This window comes from Paenibacillus sp. ALJ109b (assembly GCF_010747435.1).
GTDB lineage: Bacteria > Bacillota > Bacilli > Paenibacillales > Paenibacillaceae > Paenibacillus > Paenibacillus taichungensis.
Genome location: NZ_JAAIFP010000023.1, coordinates 163,398 through 180,648, shown reverse-complemented (window position 1 = coordinate 180,648; position 17,251 = coordinate 163,398). Strand labels below are relative to the sequence as shown.

The following is a 17,251-nucleotide window of genomic DNA, read 5'->3' as shown; positions in this document are numbered from 1 at the left end:
CATGTTGGCTGGTCAACGATCCCAATAATTTATGAAGTGTTTACTCATGAAGAATTGTGTTGATTACAGGGATGTCGGTAGCTTAACCGGCATCCCTTTTATTTTTGTGTAACAGGATATTCAAAATGACCTGGAGGTGGACGGTTATTAGTAAAGATCACATGATTAATGATGAGATTCGGGCGAAGGAAGTACGCCTTGTCGGAGCTGAAGGAGAACAAATTGGGATCACGCCGATTCGGGAAGCACTGCAAATGGCGATTGACCTGAACTTGGACCTGGTCAATGTGGCACCACAGGCTAAACCGCCGGTATGCCGCATCATGGACTATGGCAAATTCCGCTATGAGCAACAAAAGAAAGACAAAGAAGCCCGTAAGAACCAGAAAATTGTTGACATTAAAGAAGTATGGTTCCGTTCCAATATTGAGGAGCATGATTATCAAACGAAGCTTCGTAATGTAGTTAAGTTCTTGAAAGAAGGCGACAAGGTAAAATGTTCCGTTCGTTACCGCGGACGTGAAATTGCGCATGCCGCCATTGGTCAACGGATTTTGGAACGCGTTAAGGTGGAGGTTGCAGAACTTTGCACCATCGAACGTCAACCAAAATTGGAAGGCCGCAGTATGATCATGATTCTGGCTCCTAAAGCCTGATAACATTGGAGGAGGAAACACAAAATGCCTAAAATGAAAACACACAGCAGTTTGAAAGGACGCTTCAAAATTACCGGTTCCGGTAAAGTCCTGCGTTACAAAGCTCACAAAAACCACTTGCTTTCCCACAAATCAAAACGTGCTAAGCGCGTTCTGAACGGCAACCCAGTTATGGCTGCCGGGGACGTAAGACGTTTGAAACAAGGTCTGGCTAACTTGAAATAGTAAATCCGTATGGGGGGATCGGCTTAGGCCGTACACATACCACGGATACATTTAATATTTATTGGGAGGTTCTTTAATATGGCAAGAGTAAAAGGCGGTTTTGTAGTACGTCGTCGTCATAAAAAGGTTTTGAAACTGGCAAGAGGTTATTTCGGTTCCAAACACCGTATTTTTAAAACAGCTAACGAGCAAGTAATGAAATCCCTGGTTTACGCATACCGTGACCGTCGCAACACAAAACGTAACTTCCGCAGACTGTGGATCGTTCGTATCAATGCTGCAGCACGTATGAATGGTTTGTCTTACAACAAACTGATCCATGGATTGAAACTTGCTGGAGTAGACATGAACCGCAAAATGTTGGCTGATCTGGCCGTTAACGACATCAATGCGTTCAACTCTTTGGCTACTGTAGCTAAAGGCAAAATCAACGCTTAAAATTGTTTATGCAAGCCGCCGTACCTATGGCGGCTTTTTTTACGGCTTGAAGATTGATTTACTCCAAAGAGCAGGGTTATGTGAAACGAATATGCTACAGCCTGTAAGGGAACAATGAAAGCATATAACGGGTGAATAACAGGCTGTGATAATACATAAAATACGAACGGTGAAATAATGCAAACGAAAACAGGTGAATTCCACATCTTTCTAGGAAGAGTGATATATTTTTGTTATATAACATCACATCGTTGTAACGTTAGTGTGTTAAATCGTTAAATTATTAAGCGCTTTCAATAAAAAAAGAGCAAAAATAAGTGAGATTTGGTGATGAAACATCTGGATTTTACCACGGGTTGAATGTATAATCACCTCTAGTAGGCTAGTCCTAAAATTTTCTCTTCATGTCATAATGTTCGGTTTTTCGACAGGTGACACAATCTTTAAGGGGTAAGAATGCGCTTTTAATGTCGAAGAAACCATACATTCTGCATAAAAGCCATATTATCGATCTGTTGATCCGTTCCATTTTGGCCTGGACAGGAATTAGGTATATATCATTAAGGGGGAACAAGAGAAATGAAGAAGATGCTCAGCTTGTCTTTGGTCATGTTGCTGGCAGTATCGGTTATGCTCGCAGGTTGCGGTAGCAAACCGAAAGAGGAAACAAATGCCGGAGGAACTACAGGTGGCGAAAACACTGAAGCTAAATCCGATTTGAAAATCGGTATGGTTACTGACGTAGGTGGAGTTAACGACAAATCGTTTAACCAATCTGCTTGGGAAGCTCTGCAAGCAACTGAAACTGAAACAGGTGTAGCTGTTAAATACCTGCAAAGTAAATCCGATGAAGAGTACATTCCAAACCTGAACGAGTTCGTTAAAGGTGGATACGATCTGACTTGGGGTATCGGTTTCCAATTGGCTGATGCGATCAAGACTGTAGCTGAACAAAATCCTGATTCCAAACTCGCGATCATCGACAGTGTTGTTGATGCTCCTAACGTTAAATCGGTAACATTTGCTGAAGAAGAAGGTTCTTACTTGGTAGGTGTTGTAGCTGGTCTGACAACTAAATCGAACAAAATTGGTTTTGTTGGCGGTATGGAAAGCCCACTGATCAAAAAGTTTGAAGTAGGTTTCAGAGAAGGCGTTAAAGCTGTTAATCCTAATGCTGAATTCATTCCGAACTACACAGGTGCATTTGATAAGCCTGACCTTGGTAAAGCAGCAGCAGCAACACTTTACAACAAAGGCGTAGATATCATTTTCCACGCTTCCGGTGCTACTGGTAATGGTGTGTTCAACGAAGCAATCGCTCGTAAGAAACAAGGTCAAGACGTTTGGGTTATCGGTGTAGATAAAGACCAATCCCTGGAGTTTGGTGATGATGTAACACTGACTTCCATGATCAAAAAAGTTGACGAAGCTGTTAAGCGCGTAAACCAAGAAATCATCGATGGTACATTCAAAGGCGGAGCTGAGAACCTGACTTTGAAAGAAAACGGTGTAGGTGTCGCTGATACTTCTACGAAAAATGTTTCTGCTGATACACTTGCAAAAGTGGACGAGTACAAAGAAAAAATCATCAACGGCGAAATCAAAGTTCCTACAGAGTAATCTGATTCTGCTGTAAAAATGAATAATCATCGAGGCCGGTCTTGACCGGCCTTATGATTGTCAGAGCAGGAAAATTTGCTCAGGTCATCATAACAATTGTACAAGCTAGGCCTTATGTGCTTGGGGATTAGCCCACGGCAAAAGCAAGAAGACTTCGTATCAACGCTCCGGTAGGAGCTTTTCTTAAGATTATGGAATGCAGAAGTTTCGGTGAAACTGAAGGATTCGATGATCCTAAGAAAAAGTACCGCTAAAATGCGGTCATCTTCCTTGAATAAACGTCGTTAGACGTTTTTCTTACGTTTGCGGAACCACACTATATCAGGTATAAGGGTGATTACATGGGTGCAGCAACCCCCGTCGTTGAGTTGAAACAAATCACGAAGCGTTTCCCAGGCATTGTTGCCAACGACGCCATCAGCCTTCAGCTTCGTAAAGGCGAGATCCATGCTCTACTGGGCGAAAACGGCGCTGGTAAATCAACGTTGATGAATATTGTCTTTGGTCTCTATCAGCCGGATGAAGGTTCCATTGAAGTGAATGGCAAGCCTGTCATCATCGACAGCCCTAACAAAGCAATCGATCTTGGCATCGGCATGGTGCATCAGCACTTTAAGCTTGTACAGCCGTTCACGGTAACAGAGAACATTATTTTGGGATCTGAACCAAGGAAAGGTCTCAACATTAATTATAAAAAAGCTGCTGCTGAAGTGCAGCGTCTGTCTGAACAGTATGGACTCAAAGTGAATCCGCATGCCAAAATTCATGACATTTCTGTCGGAATGCAGCAACGTGTTGAAATTGTAAAAACGTTGTATCGTGGTGCAGACATCCTTATTTTTGACGAGCCTACTGCTGTATTAACACCTCAGGAAATTAAAGAACTGATGGTAATCATGAAAAAATTGGTGGCCGAAGGCAAGTCCATTATTCTGATTACACACAAACTGAAAGAAATCATGGAAATCTCCGATACGGTGACGATTATTCGTCGTGGTAAAGTGATTGATTCAGTTATAACATCAGAAACGAATCCGAATGAGTTGGCAGAAAAAATGGTTGGTCGCAATGTCACATTTAAAGTGGACAAAAAGCCAGCTACTCCAGGAAACAATGTGCTTGAAGTTAGCAAATTGACCGCCAAAAATAAAGAAGGTATCTCGGTTCTGAACGAACTCAACCTGAATGTACGTGCAGGAGAGATTGTAGGAATAGCAGGTGTTGATGGTAATGGACAGAGCGAACTGATTGAGGCTCTTACCGGACTGCGTAAAGTAGATAGCGGTTCGATTCGCCTCGAGGGTAAAGAACTGTCTAATCATACTCCGCGCCATATTTCGGAGTCGGGTGTAGCCCATATTCCGGAAGACAGGCACAAACATGGACTAGTACTGGATTTTTCTGTGAGTGAAAATATCGTCCTGGAATCATATTATAAAGCACCTTATACACGTAAAGGATTCCTTAACTTCGATGCGATCAAGAAGCAAGCGAAGCGTCTTGTCGAGGCATTTGATGTGCGTACACCAAGCATTGAAACGAAGGCCCGCTCCTTATCGGGAGGGAACCAACAGAAAGCCATTATCGCACGTGAGGTTGATAAGAACCCTGAGTTGCTTATTGCTGCCCAGCCAACTCGTGGTCTGGACGTAGGTGCTATTGAGTTTGTTCAAAAACAATTGATTGCACAACGTGATCAGGGCAAAGCGGTATTGCTGATCTCATTCGAGCTGGATGAAATTATCAACGTATCCGACCGAATTGCTGTCATCTATGAAGGACAGATCGTGGGCGAGGTGCTGCCGGAAGAAACCAATGACAGGGAGCTCGGCTTGATGATGGCGGGCAGCACCCAAAAGAGAGGTACTGTGCATGAATAACGTATTAAAATGGTTTACCCGTGATTCATTTATATTACCTATTGTAGCCATCATTATGGGTCTGATCCTCGGTGGTATTGTCATGCTGATCGGCGGATACAACCCGATTGAAGCGTATAGTGCATTGTTTACGAAGGTTTTCGGAGACATGTACAACTTTGGTGAAGCAGTCCGGGAAATGACACCGCTGATTATGACAGGACTTGCATTTGCATTTGCGGCACGTGCAGGACTGTTTAATATCGGGGGAGAAGGACAATTTCTTGTCGGTATGACCGCGGCGACTTTTGTAGGTGTGAAGTTTGCAGGTCTGCCAATCTACATTCATGCTCCACTGGCTTTGATTGCTGGTGCAGTATTTGGTGGTCTGTGGGCAGCTATTGCTGGTTACCTGAAAGCAGCGCGTGGGGTTAACGAAGTTATCAGTAGTATCATGCTGAACTGGATTGGTCTGTATCTGGCCAACCTGATCGTGCGCCAATTCCTGCTGTTAAAGGGTGAAAATCGTTCGGTGGATATCAGTGATACCGCTTCGATTAGTCTGACATGGCTTTCTGAGCTGATGGGCAACTCCCGTGTTCACATGGGAACATTGATTGCTCTTGTCATGGCTGTACTCTTTTATATCTACATGTGGAAAACCAAACAAGGGTACGAGATTCGTGCTGTAGGATATAACCCGAATGCGGCAGAGTATGCGGGTATGCATGTCAATCGCAATATCGTTAAAGCTATGTTTATCAGTGGTATGCTTGCAGGTCTTGGCGGTGCATTTCAGGTTCTTGGTGTGTTCCAATACCAGACCGTTATGTCGGGCTCGCCAGGAACAGGTTTTGACGGCATCGCGGTTGCACTGATTGGTTTGAATCATCCGTTTGGTGTGTTGCTGGGTGCGTTGTTATTCGGTACGCTCACTTATGGATCTGCGGGAATGAGCTTTGCTGCGGATGTACCGCCCGAGATTATTCGGATTGTTATCGGTTCGATTATCTTCTTCATTGCGGCACAAGGCATCGTGCGCTGGGTACTTAAACCGTTCTATTCCAAGCGCAAGAAAGAGAAGGTGTTGTAGATGGACTTGTTGACAATTGGGCAAATTATCAATACGACGCTTGTCTTTGCCACGGCATTGATTTTTGCATCCCTGGGCGGAATTTTCTCGGAAAAATCCGGTGTGACCAACCTTGGACTTGAAGGCTTCATGGTATTTGGTGCGTTTGCCGCGGGGATTGCGGCGCATTATGCACAAGAAGCTGGCATGGGGGGAACGACGTCTGCCTGGATGGGGATTTTGTTCGCGGTTGTGCTGGGCGTAGTGGTATCACTGATCCACGCGGTTGCCTCCATTACGTTTAAGGCTGACCAAATTATCAGCGGTATCGTCATTAACTTTCTGGCAGCAGGAAGCACACTTTATCTAGTAAAGTTGCTGTTTGAAGGATCAGGCGATTCACCATTGGTACAAGGATTCAGCAAGTTTGATGTGCCACTGTTAAAGGATATTCCTTTGCTTGGGGAAGCTTTCTTCAAGAATGTGTACCCGACAACTTATCTGGCTGTTTTGTTCGTCTTTCTGACGTATTACATTATGTACAAAACCCCATTCGGTCTTCGTCTTCGCTCGGTTGGTGAACATCCAAGTGCTGCGGATACCGTAGGTGTTAAAGTGCGTCGTTATCGTTATGTTGCGGTAATGATCAGTGGTGCGCTGGCTGCTATTGGTGGAGCTGCAATCACGCTGACTACGACAGGCACATTCTCTCATAATACCGTTTCCGGCCAAGGTTACATTGCGATTGCAGCGATGATCTTTGGTAAGTGGAATCCGATTGGTGCCTTTGGGGCGGCTGTGTTCTTTGGTTTCTCGCAAGCTATCCGGAACTATGTACAGCTGTTCGAATGGTCTCAAAGTATTCCCCAGGAAATTATTTATATGCTGCCTTACCTGCTGACCATCATCGTGCTCGTTGCGGCTGTTGGACGCTCTTCTGCTCCGTCCGCACTCGGGGAACCGTATGATCCGGGGAAAAGGTAACGACAGAATTATGAGTTCCCACATAATGCTTTACTAGAAAAGGTTCGCCTCGTGCGAACCTTTTTTTGTTTCACAAAGATAAATATCAGATTACTAGTGTTCTAAACTGTTATAGAGAAAGACACCCATATTTTCATTTAGGGACAAAGAAACAGGCGAAGTCGGCTCTGGACGAATACACTGTTTTGAACGATCCGAGGAGGAGGGGAAAGTATGAAACAACATGTTACGCGTGATGCAGCGATGAAATTAATAGGCAATAATATTGTCGCGATCAAAAAAGACGGTACTCGGGTAACCGGAAGACTGTTGAAAGTATCGGGTAATAAATTGGTGCTGAAACGTCCCGTTGGCAAAAAAGTACGCACCAAAGCCATTTTGCCATTGGTATTATTTGATTTACTCGCCATCGCTACGCTTCCTTATGCTTACGGCCCTGGCCCTGGCTTCGGTTTTGGTCCAGGTGGTGGTCCAGGATATGGCCCGGGACCAAAACCAGGCCCAGGGTATGGACCGGGATTTGGTGGTGGATATGGCCCTGGCCCAGGATATGGACCCTATGGACCACGGCCACCGGGCTTTTTTTAGACCGATTTATAATGTTTTTTCCAACTCGTAACAGCGGCTTAACATAATGTATCGAATGGTGCTATATCCATTTTTCTGGTAAAATCGAAGACCTTTAGTATTGCCTTCGTCCACCATCACTTTGGATCTTTTGCAACCACGAGATGCCGCAAAATTTTCCGCTTTGAGCAGCAAGGTCTGACCGTATTTCTTTCGCTGTTCTTTTGTGGCAACAGCCATCATATCCACATACAGCAGTTCACCGTGCATGAGAAAATGGATGAATGCGACAGCTTCGTTGTCAGGATTTTGTGAGACAACAAAGGTCATGCCCCTGTTCATTCGCAGGGGTATTTCTTTGCGTATTTTATTGATTTCACTTTCACTCATATGAGATAGAGGTACAAGTTGAGAGTCAATAAGCCTCATTATGGCGGCATCATCCAGCTTGGATTTACGTTGCCGAATCACCATCGGAAGCCTCCTTTCAGGACCAGTCGTGCTGCTCGTATATCCTATGCCTGAGGCAAGTTGAAAGGTGACTGAATGAAGCGTTGGGATTGGGGTAACGTTAAAGATGGAGAGTGAAGGATTAAGGACGTTCTGAATTTTTATACAAAAGGGGTATTGACTTATCGGTTGGAGGAATCATATAATGTTCCTAACATTTAACGAGAATATTTCATCGGCTATGAAGAGGACGAAGTTTTAAGGGCTCTTTTGCTCAGAGAGTGGCTGGAATTGCTGAAACCACCACCATTACCCCTTATATACGAGCTCACCTCGGAGCTGTTTTCCTGAAAAGCATTGGATGTCACTCCATTGGGTTATTAGGGGAAATCGTATGTCTGCGTTACAGACAACAGGTATGGAGAACGGGTATATCCGTTTGATCTATCGTTTTTTGTACCTGGTAAGGTCCGTTATTGCGAAATTTCGGACAAAGTTGGGTGGTACCACGGAAGCAACAACCTTTCGTCCCTCGCAAGCATAAACTTGTTTGCAGGGATGGAAGGTTTTTTTTGTAACTTTAAATGTCAGAATGATGTAAATTCCGAGAGGAGGATGACTGATGGGAGCTCAAATTCCAGAAGTACGATCGACAGATGAATTACGTGAAAAATGGATGAAGCCGGAGGTCATTAGCGGTTCAGAAATTCTGCTGAGAAGCTTGTTGCTGGAAGGTGTAGAGTGTGTTTTTGGTTACCCGGGCGGCGCAGTGTTGTACATTTACGATGCGATGTATGGTTTCGAGGATTTCAAGCACGTGTTAACTCGTCACGAACAAGGCGCCATTCATGCAGCTGACGGATATGCACGGGCGAGCGGAAAAGTGGGTGTCTGTATCGCTACCTCCGGACCTGGAGCAACGAATCTAGTTACGGGTATTGCAACAGCGTATATGGATTCCGTACCACTCGTAGTCATTACCGGGAATGTAATTTCCAGCCTGATCGGCTCAGATGCTTTCCAGGAAGCGGACATTACTGGAATCACAATGCCAATCACCAAACACAGTTACCTGGTAAAAGACGTAGAAGATCTGCCACGTGTCATTCATGAGGCATTCCATATTGCGAATACAGGTCGTAAAGGCCCCGTATTGATCGACATTCCGAAGGATGTATCGGCAAACAAAACGTTGTTTGAACCGGTGACTGAACCTGTTACATTGAGAGGGTACAACCCACGGACAGTACCGAACAAACTTCAGGTTGATCGTCTGGCTCAGGCGATTCAGGAAGCGGAACGTCCGATGATTCTGGCAGGCGGCGGTGTAGTTTACTCCGGTGGACACGAAGCACTGTTCGAATTTGTGGAGAAGACAGGCATTCCAATCACGACAACACTTCTCGGACTTGGAGCATTCCCAAGTGGTCACGAATTATGGACCGGGATGCCGGGTATGCACGGAACATACACTTCCAATCAGGCGATTCAAAAATCGGATTTGCTGATCAACATCGGAGCACGCTTCGATGACAGGGTAACAGGCAAGTTGGACGGATTCGCTCCACATGCCAAAATTGTGCACATTGATATTGATCCGGCTGAAATTGGCAAAAACATCGCAACCGACATTCCAATCGTTGGTGATGTGAAAACGGTTCTCGAAATAGCGAACAAAGAGGTTCAACGTGCTGAACGTGCGGATGCTTGGAGAGATCAGATCAAACAATGGAAACAAGAGAAACCTTACAGCTACACAGATTCAGATGAAGTATTAAAACCGCAATGGGTTGTGGAAATGCTCAATGATACAACCAAAGGCGAAGCAATTGTGACTACGGACGTTGGACAGCATCAAATGTGGGCTGCTCAGTATTACAAATTCAACCAACCACGTTCATGGGTAACCTCAGGTGGACTGGGAACGATGGGTTTTGGATTCCCTTCTGCAATCGGTGCTCAAATGGCCAACCCGGACAGACTCGTTATTTCCATCAACGGTGACGGCGGAATGCAGATGTGTTCTCAAGAACTCGCAATTTGTGCCATTAACAACATCCCGGTGAAAATTGTTATTATCAACAATCAGGTCCTTGGAATGGTACGTCAGTGGCAAGAGATCATCTATGAGAACCGTTACAGTCATATCGATCTGGCAGGTAGCCCTGATTTTGTAAAACTTGCTGAAGCTTATGGGGTAAAAGGATTGCGTGCAACCAACAAGGAAGAAGCCGAGCGTGCTTGGCAAGAAGCCCTGGATACACCAGGACCGGTCGTTGTTGAATTCGTAGTACGCAAGGAAGAAAATGTATATCCAATGGTTCCGCAAGGAGCGACAATCGATCAAATGCTGATGGGGGATGCTGAGGAATGATAAGACATACGATTTCGATATTGGTCAATGATCAGCCTGGCGTCCTGCAGCGGGTATCAGGGTTGTTCGGTCGACGGGGATTCAACATTGAGAGTATCACGGTAGGTCAATCCGAGGAACCGGGTTTGTCCCGGATGGTCATTGTGACGATTGGTGATGACAAAACGCTGGAACAGATTGAAAAGCAACTGTACAAAATCATCGATGTCATCAAAGTAGTTGATTTCAGTCTGAAACCGATGGTTGCCCGTGAACTTGCATTGATCAAGGTCAAGGCAGAGCCATCCGAGCGTCCAGAAATTCTGGGTGTGGTGGAGACATTCCGCGCATCTGTTGTAGATGTTGGTCCAGGCAGCCTGATTGTACAGGTGGTCGGGGATACAGAAAAAATTGATGCGATGATTGAATTGCTTAAACCATACGGTATTCGTGAACTGTCACGTACAGGCGTAACTGCATTGGTACGAGGCAACGTTTAAACAGTCATATTGAAAAAAAGCATGGTCTGATGCTTATCAACGGAACGACAAAGGTGTGTTAGCAGCATTAAGCTGAGAAATATCGTTAATCTTAGATAAGGTGCCAGTCCCGCATAAGTTGCAATTTAACATTTTAGTGATGTAACGCTTGACAATATAGCCACACACCCGCATTAACGGGCGGGTGTCTGAACGGATCGGATCAGACCAGAGACGCTAAAGCTGGAAAAGCGTGCCGGTCCCTTGAGACACCCGCTCATTAATGAAGGGTTCTTTACAATACAAAGGAGGACTTATAAACATGCCAGTAACTACTTATTATGAACAGGATGCAGAGCTTAGCGTATTGAAAGGAAAAACGATTGCGGTCATCGGTTACGGTAGCCAGGGCCATGCCCAAGCTCAAAACCTGCGTGACAGTGGATTGAACGTAGTCATCGGACTTCGTGAAGGTAAATCTTTTGACACTGCAAAAAATGACGGATTTGAAGTTCTGTCCCCGGCTGAAGCTACTAGCCGTGCAGACGTAGTTCAAATTTTGCTGCCTGACGAAACACAAGCTTCTGTATACAAAAACGAAATCGAACCAAACCTGAAAAAGGGCGCTGCATTGCTCTTCTCCCACGGTTTCAACGTTCATTTCGGTCAAATCGTTGCTCCAAAAGACAGCGATGTATTGCTGGTAGCTCCTAAGTCCCCTGGCCACATGGTACGTCGTACCTACGTGGAAGGATTCGGTGTACCGGGCCTGATCGCAATTGAGCAAGATGCAACAGGTAAAGCAAAAGATATCGGTTTGGCTTATGCTAAAGGTATCGGTTGCACGCGTGCAGGGGTTATCGAAACTTCCTTCCGTGAAGAAACAGAAACAGACCTGTTCGGTGAGCAAGCTGTTCTGTGTGGCGGTGTAAGTGCACTGGTGAAAGCTGGATTCGAAACATTGACAGAAGCGGGTTACGCTCCTGAAATGGCATATTTCGAGTGTCTGCACGAATTGAAATTGATCGTTGACCTGATGTATGAAGGTGGACTTGCAAGCATGCGTGATTCCATCAGTAACACAGCTGAGTACGGTGACTATGTAACTGGACCTCGCGTAGTAACTGAAGATACGAAGAAAGCAATGAAAGAAGTCCTGACAGATATCCAACAAGGTAAATTTGCACGTGACTTCATCCTGGAAAACCAATCCGGCCGTGCGTTCCTGACAGCAACTCGTCGCAACGAAGCTGAACACCCAATCGAAGTGGTTGGCGGACAATTGCGTGAGATGATGCACTGGATCAAGAAGTAAGCATTCGTTTTAAGGTATTCTAGTAAACTTACAGCTTTAACCGGGAATAGCGGCCGTGCATATGCGTGTGCCGCTATTACTGGTTTAGATGAACATAAAATACATGTCTAGGAGGTGCGAGGCGTGCGTAAAATCTATGTATTTGACACAACGCTGCGTGATGGAGAACAATCCCCGGGGGTCAATCTGAATACTCGTGAAAAGGTGGAAATTGCTCACCAGCTCGAGCGGCTTGGTATTGACCGGATGGAAGCCGGTTTCCCCGCGGCCTCTCCAGGCGATTTGGCGGCAGTTAATGCAGTAGCCAAAGCGGTCAAAAACGTTACCGTCATTGGCTTGTCCCGCTCCAGAGAGCAGGATATCGACGCGGTGAAAGAAGCGTTGAAGGGCGCTCAAGACCCATGTATCCATATCTTTTTGGCAACTTCCCCCATTCATCGTCAGCACAAATTGCGCATGGACAGAGCCCAGGTTCTCGATACAGCTCGTTCTGCAATTCGTTATGCGAAGAAAACTTTTTCGAAGCTCGAATTCTCGTTGGAGGATGCAGGTCGTACCGAGTATGATTTCCTCGTTGAAATGGTAAATATGGCTGTGGAAGAAGGCGCAGCTGTTGTAAATATCCCGGATACGGTGGGCTATCTGAGCCCATATGAGTACGGTAATATTTTCAAACATCTCAAGGAGAACGTACACAACATTGATAAAGTGCAGCTGAGTGCACACTGTCATAACGACTTGGGGATGGCCACTGCTAACACACTTGCAGCCATTCTGAATGGAGCCGATCAAATTGAGGGCACTATTAACGGCATTGGTGAACGTGCAGGTAATACCGCGATTGAAGAGATTGCCATGGCACTGGAGACACGTCAGGAATTTTTCCAGGCGAAAACTTCGCTGCAACTTTCTGAAATTGCTCGGACCAGTCGTCTCGTGAGTCGTTTGACGGGTATGGTTGTGCCTGGTAATAAAGCGATTGTTGGTGCGAATGCGTTTGCACACGAATCTGGAATTCACCAGGATGGCATGCTGAAGGAGAAAACAACGTACGAAATTATGACGCCAGAGACCATCGGTCTGAAGGAAAGTAAGCTCGTACTGGGTAAACACTCGGGACGTCATGCTTTCCGTGAGCGCTTGATTGAGTTGGGTTATGAACTGGAAGATGAAGCATTGAACCGTGCTTTTGCCCAATTCAAAGATCTGGCTGATAAGAAAAAAGAAGTGACAGATGAGGATTTACTGGCGGTCATCGAAGAGAAATTGCAGGATGCACCTGAGGTGTTTAAACTGGAATCCATCTTTGTGACGTATGGTGATGAATCCACTCCAACGGCTAAAGTTCGTATTGCTACACTTGATGGTGATACGGTGGAACAACAAGCAGAAGGAAATGGATCGGTAGATGCCATCTATAATGCGATTGACCAAGTGAGCGGAGAAGAAGTAACGTTATCCGACTACTCAATCAAATCCGTTACGCATGGTAAGGACGCATTGGGAGAAGTACACGTCGTACTTACTCAAAACCAAATATCCGTACAAGGACGTGGTGTAAGTACTGATATTCTGGGTGCCAGTGCACGTGCTTATGTCGATGGATTGAACAAATTGATTGAGAAACGCAAGACGTATACGAATCGCGTTAATGTGAACCTGTAACACATCATTTGCAGCAAGCAAAGCTCTTCATTGGACTGGAATTCGTTTGGCTGGAGAAGCTGAGATGGAGTTCCCAGCCCTAAGTATTGTAGTTCAGTGAGGTACATAAAAAGTCTGACCCTCAACATTTGAAGGTCAGACTTTTTTGTTGTTACGTATAGGATAATTGCATTATTATTTAGAGCATTTTCATTGAAATGACGTACTCAGTTAAGCCGATATGCTTTTACCAAGCATAGGCGTTCGGAGCTTGTCCTCCCGGACCTGGGAAGATTTCATCCAAACGTTTGAGGACCGCTTCATCCAAATTAACATCCAAACATTTGAGCGCAGTTTCAAACTGCTCCAGCGTACGCGGCCCAATAATGGGTGCGGTAACTGCCGGATTAGCGGCAACCCAAGCCAAAGCTATGGTATCCTGCGGTTCGCCGAGTTCACGGCAAAGTGCTGCGAACTGTTCCAACTGAGTTTGATGGGACTCAATCCGTTCAGCAATGCCACCACTGCGTGTACCTTCCAGCTTCTGGAGCGCATTGCGTCCAAGTAACCCACCGTCAAGCGGACTCCATGGAATAACGCCAAGGCCCAGCTCTTTCGCTGCGGGCAGCACTTCGAGCTCAGGCAAACGGCAGTTAAGACTGTATTTATGCTGCTCGGATACAAGACCGAGGAAATGGCGATTCTTGGCTTCACTTTGGGCAACGGCAATCTGCCAGCCAGCAAAGTTACTTGAACCTACATAACCAATTTTGCCTTGATGAACAGCGTTCTCAAAAGCGCCCCACAGCTCGTCCCATGAGATGGCGGGATCAACGTGGTGCATCTGGTACAGTTCAACATGATCAGTTTGCAGGCGGCGGAGGGAACCCTCCAGATGTCGTCTGATTTTGTAGGCGGAGAGACCTGCATCATTGTTTGGACCGTCTGTATCATCATGCATTGAGCCATAAACTTTGGTTGCAAGAACGACTTTTTCTCGTCTGCCGCCGCCTTGTTTAAACCAGCGCCCAATGATCTCCTCGGTGAGACCCGAATTTTCGCCCCAGCCATAAATGTTAGCGGTATCAAAAAAGTTCACACCAGCATCGAGTGCCGCATCCATGATGCGGAATGCCTCTTTTTCGTCTGTAGCAGGACCAAAGTTCATCGTGCCGAGACAGATCCGGCTGACTTTAAGACCTGATTTTCCCAAGTACGTGTATTGCATGATTGCAATCCCTCCTGAGTTACCTGAATTTGTCTTCAGGCTTTATTTTAACTCAGTCAGAGGTACAGAACAACCAATCTTAAACCGCTTATAGGTAAAAACTATTAAAGTCATAGATTGTATATCTTGGTCAAATGACCTCTGAATATGATACAAAAGAGAGAGTTAAAAATGACACGTTAATCATTGAATGAATAACCCGAATGAATAGATATAAGGAGTGGACAACCCATGGCAGACGTGAAAAAAATTGCAGTTATCGCAGGCGACGGAATCGGTCCTGAAGTTGTAGCAGAGGCAGAGAAAGTTCTCAAACGTACGGAGGAAGTGTTCGGATACCGTTTTGAGACAGAGCATGCGCTGTTTGGTGGAATCGCCATTGATGAGAAAGGTACACCTCTTCCTGAAGAAACACTGACAGTATGTAAGAGTGCAGATGCAGTGCTGCTCGGAGCCGTTGGTGGTCCAAAATGGGACAACAACAGCAAGGAATTGCGTCCGGAAACAGGCTTGCTTGGCATTCGTAAAGCGCTCGGACTGTTCTCGAACCTGCGTCCGGCAGTGGTATTTGATTGCTTGAAGGATGCTTCGACCTTGAAACCGGAAGTGCTGGAAGGTACGGATCTGATGGTCGTGCGTGAGTTGACCGGTGGAATCTACTTTGGTGAAAAGTTCAGACGTGAAGGTGCACAAGGTGAAGAAGCAGTGGATACATGCGTATATAATGTAACCGAAGTGGAGCGCATTGTTCGTCAGGCATTTGTAATTGCCCAAGGACGTAGCAAAAGACTGGCTTCAGTAGATAAAGCCAACGTGCTGGAAACTTCCCGTCTTTGGAGAGAAGTGGTTAACCGTGTAGCACCGGAATATCCGGATGTTGAAGTGGAACATGTACTTGTAGACAACTGTGCAATGCAGTTGCTGCGTCGTCCATCCAGCTTTGATGTTATCGTGACTGAAAATATGTTCGGAGATATCTTGAGTGATGAAGCAGCGATGCTGACAGGTTCAATCGGCATGCTCGCATCTGCATCACTGGGTGAAGGCAGTTTTGGTCTGTATGAGCCAGTACACGGTTCAGCGCCGGATATCGCAGGTCAAGGACTGGCGAATCCGATCGCAACGATCCTTTCGCTGGCATTGATGTTCCGTACAACCTTTGGTTATGCAGAAGGTGCTGACGCAATTGAAGCAGCTGTGTCTGATGTGCTGAATGCGGGCCATCGTACAAGCGATATCGCTGTAGACAAGAGCAAAGCGATCAGTACGACAGAGATGGGCGATCTGATCGTCGCGGCAATTCAGAAACAGGCTTAATAATAGTAAGAACAGTACAGCCCTTTGCTCCGATTTGGAATTGCAGAGGGCTGTTCCTTTATGATTTTTGCCACGAAAAATCCTTATTTATAATTATTATAATAAAACAACGATTATAATCTTGACTTTGAGAAGTCCGGATGATAACATTTTACTTGTACTTGTTATCAAGTAACAAACCCATTTTAATTACAGGAAAAGCGTTCTCGTTTTTCTTGATGATGAGCATTCAACTTGAGTGCTTACATAATCCCAAAGGAGGAATTGTTAGTTATGGCAGAACGTTTGGTTGGTAGACCCGCACCGGATTTTGCAATGGAAACAGTATCGGGAGATGGACAAGACTTTGGTTCCGTAAAACTGTCCGATTATCGTGGCAAATGGCTCGTATTTTTCTTTTATCCTTTGGATTTCACTTTTGTGTGCCCAACTGAAATTACAGCTTTGAGTGATGCTGCTGAGCAATTCAAAGCTTTGGATACTGAAGTTCTTGGCGTGAGCGTTGACTCCGTACACAGCCACAAAGCTTGGATCAACACACCTAAAGACAGCAATGGTCTTGGTCAATTGAACTTCCCACTTGCTTCCGACATCACGAAACAAGTTGCTAAAGATTATGGCATTCTGATCGAAGAAGAAGGCGTTGCACTGCGCGGCTTGTTCATCATCGATCCAGAAGGCGAATTGAAATACCAAGTAGTTAACCACAATGATGTAGGCCGTAGTGTTGAAGAAACACTTCGTGTACTGCAAGCTTTGCAATCCGGTGGATTGTGTGCAATGAACTGGAAACCAGGCGACAACAACCTGTAAGCCTGATTGAACTTGAACGTTTATTGTTCAAGCCCTCATCCCTCATGGGATTGAGGGCTTTTTGCACCCTTTTGCGAGAATATAAGGCCTAAAGGAAGAAAAGTGTTTAAATAGGGACGTAAACGTGGTAATGATGTAATAGAAGAAAGCCTTCATTTTATCTCTGGAAAGAGGAATCGAAGGGCCTCAAGGCGAATAGGGTATGGAAACCCGGTAAATATTCCGGTGCTC

The 17,251-nt window shown here is 45.5% G+C and carries 17 protein-coding genes; 15 read left to right on the top strand and 2 right to left on the bottom strand.

Annotation, left to right across the window (positions count from 1 at the left end; translation table 11 throughout):
- The first annotated feature begins 161 nt into the window (after positions 1-161).
- The 8 genes from infC to G3352_RS21260 all read left to right on the top strand — a co-directional run bounded on the left by infC (position 162) and on the right by G3352_RS21260 (position 7,442).
- Complete coding sequence (gene infC / locus G3352_RS21295) at positions 162-656, top strand: translation initiation factor IF-3 (RefSeq protein WP_024628309.1); 495 nt, start codon at positions 162-164, stop codon at positions 654-656.
- 24 nt (positions 657-680) lie between these two features.
- Positions 681-881 (top strand): 50S ribosomal protein L35, encoded by a 201-nt coding sequence (rpmI, locus tag G3352_RS21290; protein WP_062320217.1) that lies wholly within the window; start codon positions 681-683, stop codon positions 879-881.
- A 78-nt stretch (positions 882-959) separates the two neighbouring features.
- The gene (gene rplT / locus G3352_RS21285; RefSeq protein ID WP_017689664.1) at positions 960-1,319 is read left to right on the top strand and encodes a 50S ribosomal protein L20; all 360 of its coding nucleotides are present in this window, start codon (positions 960-962) and stop codon (positions 1,317-1,319) included.
- A 579-nt stretch (positions 1,320-1,898) separates the two neighbouring features.
- Positions 1,899-2,939, top strand: a complete 1,041-nt coding sequence (locus G3352_RS21280; protein WP_163759522.1) for a BMP family lipoprotein — start codon at positions 1,899-1,901, stop codon at positions 2,937-2,939.
- A 341-nt stretch (positions 2,940-3,280) separates the two neighbouring features.
- Positions 3,281-4,819, top strand: coding sequence for an ABC transporter ATP-binding protein (locus tag G3352_RS21275; RefSeq protein WP_163759519.1), 1,539 nt, complete (start codon positions 3,281-3,283; stop codon positions 4,817-4,819).
- On the top strand, positions 4,812-5,891 hold the full coding sequence (locus G3352_RS21270; protein WP_163759516.1) for an ABC transporter permease: 1,080 nt from the start codon (positions 4,812-4,814) through the stop codon (positions 5,889-5,891). The genes G3352_RS21275 and G3352_RS21270 overlap by 8 nt, the downstream gene beginning before the upstream one ends.
- Entirely contained in the window at positions 5,892-6,854 is a 963-nt protein-coding gene (locus G3352_RS21265; protein WP_076289934.1) for an ABC transporter permease, read from the top strand.
- A 213-nt stretch (positions 6,855-7,067) separates the two neighbouring features.
- Positions 7,068-7,442 (top strand): hypothetical protein, encoded by a 375-nt coding sequence (locus tag G3352_RS21260; protein WP_163759513.1) that lies wholly within the window; start codon positions 7,068-7,070, stop codon positions 7,440-7,442.
- A 6-nt stretch (positions 7,443-7,448) separates the two neighbouring features.
- Here the strand turns inward: G3352_RS21260 and G3352_RS21255 are convergent, their stop codons facing one another.
- Positions 7,449-7,892 carry a GNAT family N-acetyltransferase gene (locus G3352_RS21255; RefSeq protein WP_163759649.1) on the bottom strand — a complete coding sequence of 148 codons (444 nt, stop codon included), beginning with the start codon at positions 7,890-7,892 and terminating at the stop codon, positions 7,449-7,451.
- A gap of 373 nt (positions 7,893-8,265) precedes the next feature.
- Between G3352_RS21255 and G3352_RS21250 the strand changes: the two genes are divergently transcribed.
- The 5 genes from G3352_RS21250 (at position 8,266) to G3352_RS21230 (ending at position 13,683) form a co-directional block, all read left to right on the top strand.
- Positions 8,266-8,415, top strand: a complete 150-nt coding sequence (locus G3352_RS21250; protein WP_163759509.1) for a hypothetical protein — start codon at positions 8,266-8,268, stop codon at positions 8,413-8,415.
- Between the two features lie 78 nt (positions 8,416-8,493).
- Positions 8,494-10,245 carry a biosynthetic-type acetolactate synthase large subunit gene (ilvB, locus tag G3352_RS21245; RefSeq protein ID WP_063564197.1) on the top strand — a complete coding sequence of 584 codons (1,752 nt, stop codon included), beginning with the start codon at positions 8,494-8,496 and terminating at the stop codon, positions 10,243-10,245.
- Positions 10,242-10,724 carry an acetolactate synthase small subunit gene (ilvN, locus tag G3352_RS21240; protein WP_091001074.1) on the top strand — a complete coding sequence of 161 codons (483 nt, stop codon included), beginning with the start codon at positions 10,242-10,244 and terminating at the stop codon, positions 10,722-10,724. The genes ilvB and ilvN overlap by 4 nt, the downstream gene beginning before the upstream one ends.
- A gap of 301 nt (positions 10,725-11,025) precedes the next feature.
- A complete protein-coding gene (gene ilvC / locus G3352_RS21235; protein ID WP_024628318.1) occupies positions 11,026-12,018 on the top strand; it encodes a ketol-acid reductoisomerase in 993 nt (330 codons plus the stop codon).
- Between the two features lie 123 nt (positions 12,019-12,141).
- Positions 12,142-13,683, top strand: coding sequence for a 2-isopropylmalate synthase (locus G3352_RS21230; RefSeq protein ID WP_064639488.1), 1,542 nt, complete (start codon positions 12,142-12,144; stop codon positions 13,681-13,683).
- 226 nt (positions 13,684-13,909) lie between these two features.
- On the opposite strand, the gene G3352_RS21225 is transcribed toward G3352_RS21230, so the two are convergent.
- Positions 13,910-14,890: an aldo/keto reductase gene (locus tag G3352_RS21225; RefSeq protein WP_163759506.1), complete on the bottom strand. Its 981-nt coding sequence runs from the start codon at positions 14,888-14,890 to the stop codon at positions 13,910-13,912.
- Positions 14,891-15,121: 231 nt separating this feature from the next.
- Here G3352_RS21225 and leuB point away from each other — a divergent pair, with 231 nt between their 5' ends.
- Both leuB and G3352_RS21215 read left to right on the top strand, forming a co-directional pair.
- Positions 15,122-16,207 (top strand): 3-isopropylmalate dehydrogenase, encoded by a 1,086-nt coding sequence (leuB, locus tag G3352_RS21220; protein WP_024628321.1) that lies wholly within the window; start codon positions 15,122-15,124, stop codon positions 16,205-16,207.
- Positions 16,208-16,480: 273 nt separating this feature from the next.
- A complete protein-coding gene (locus G3352_RS21215) occupies positions 16,481-17,020 on the top strand; it encodes a peroxiredoxin (RefSeq protein WP_024628322.1) in 540 nt (179 codons plus the stop codon).
- The last annotated feature ends 231 nt before the right edge of the window (positions 17,021-17,251 follow it).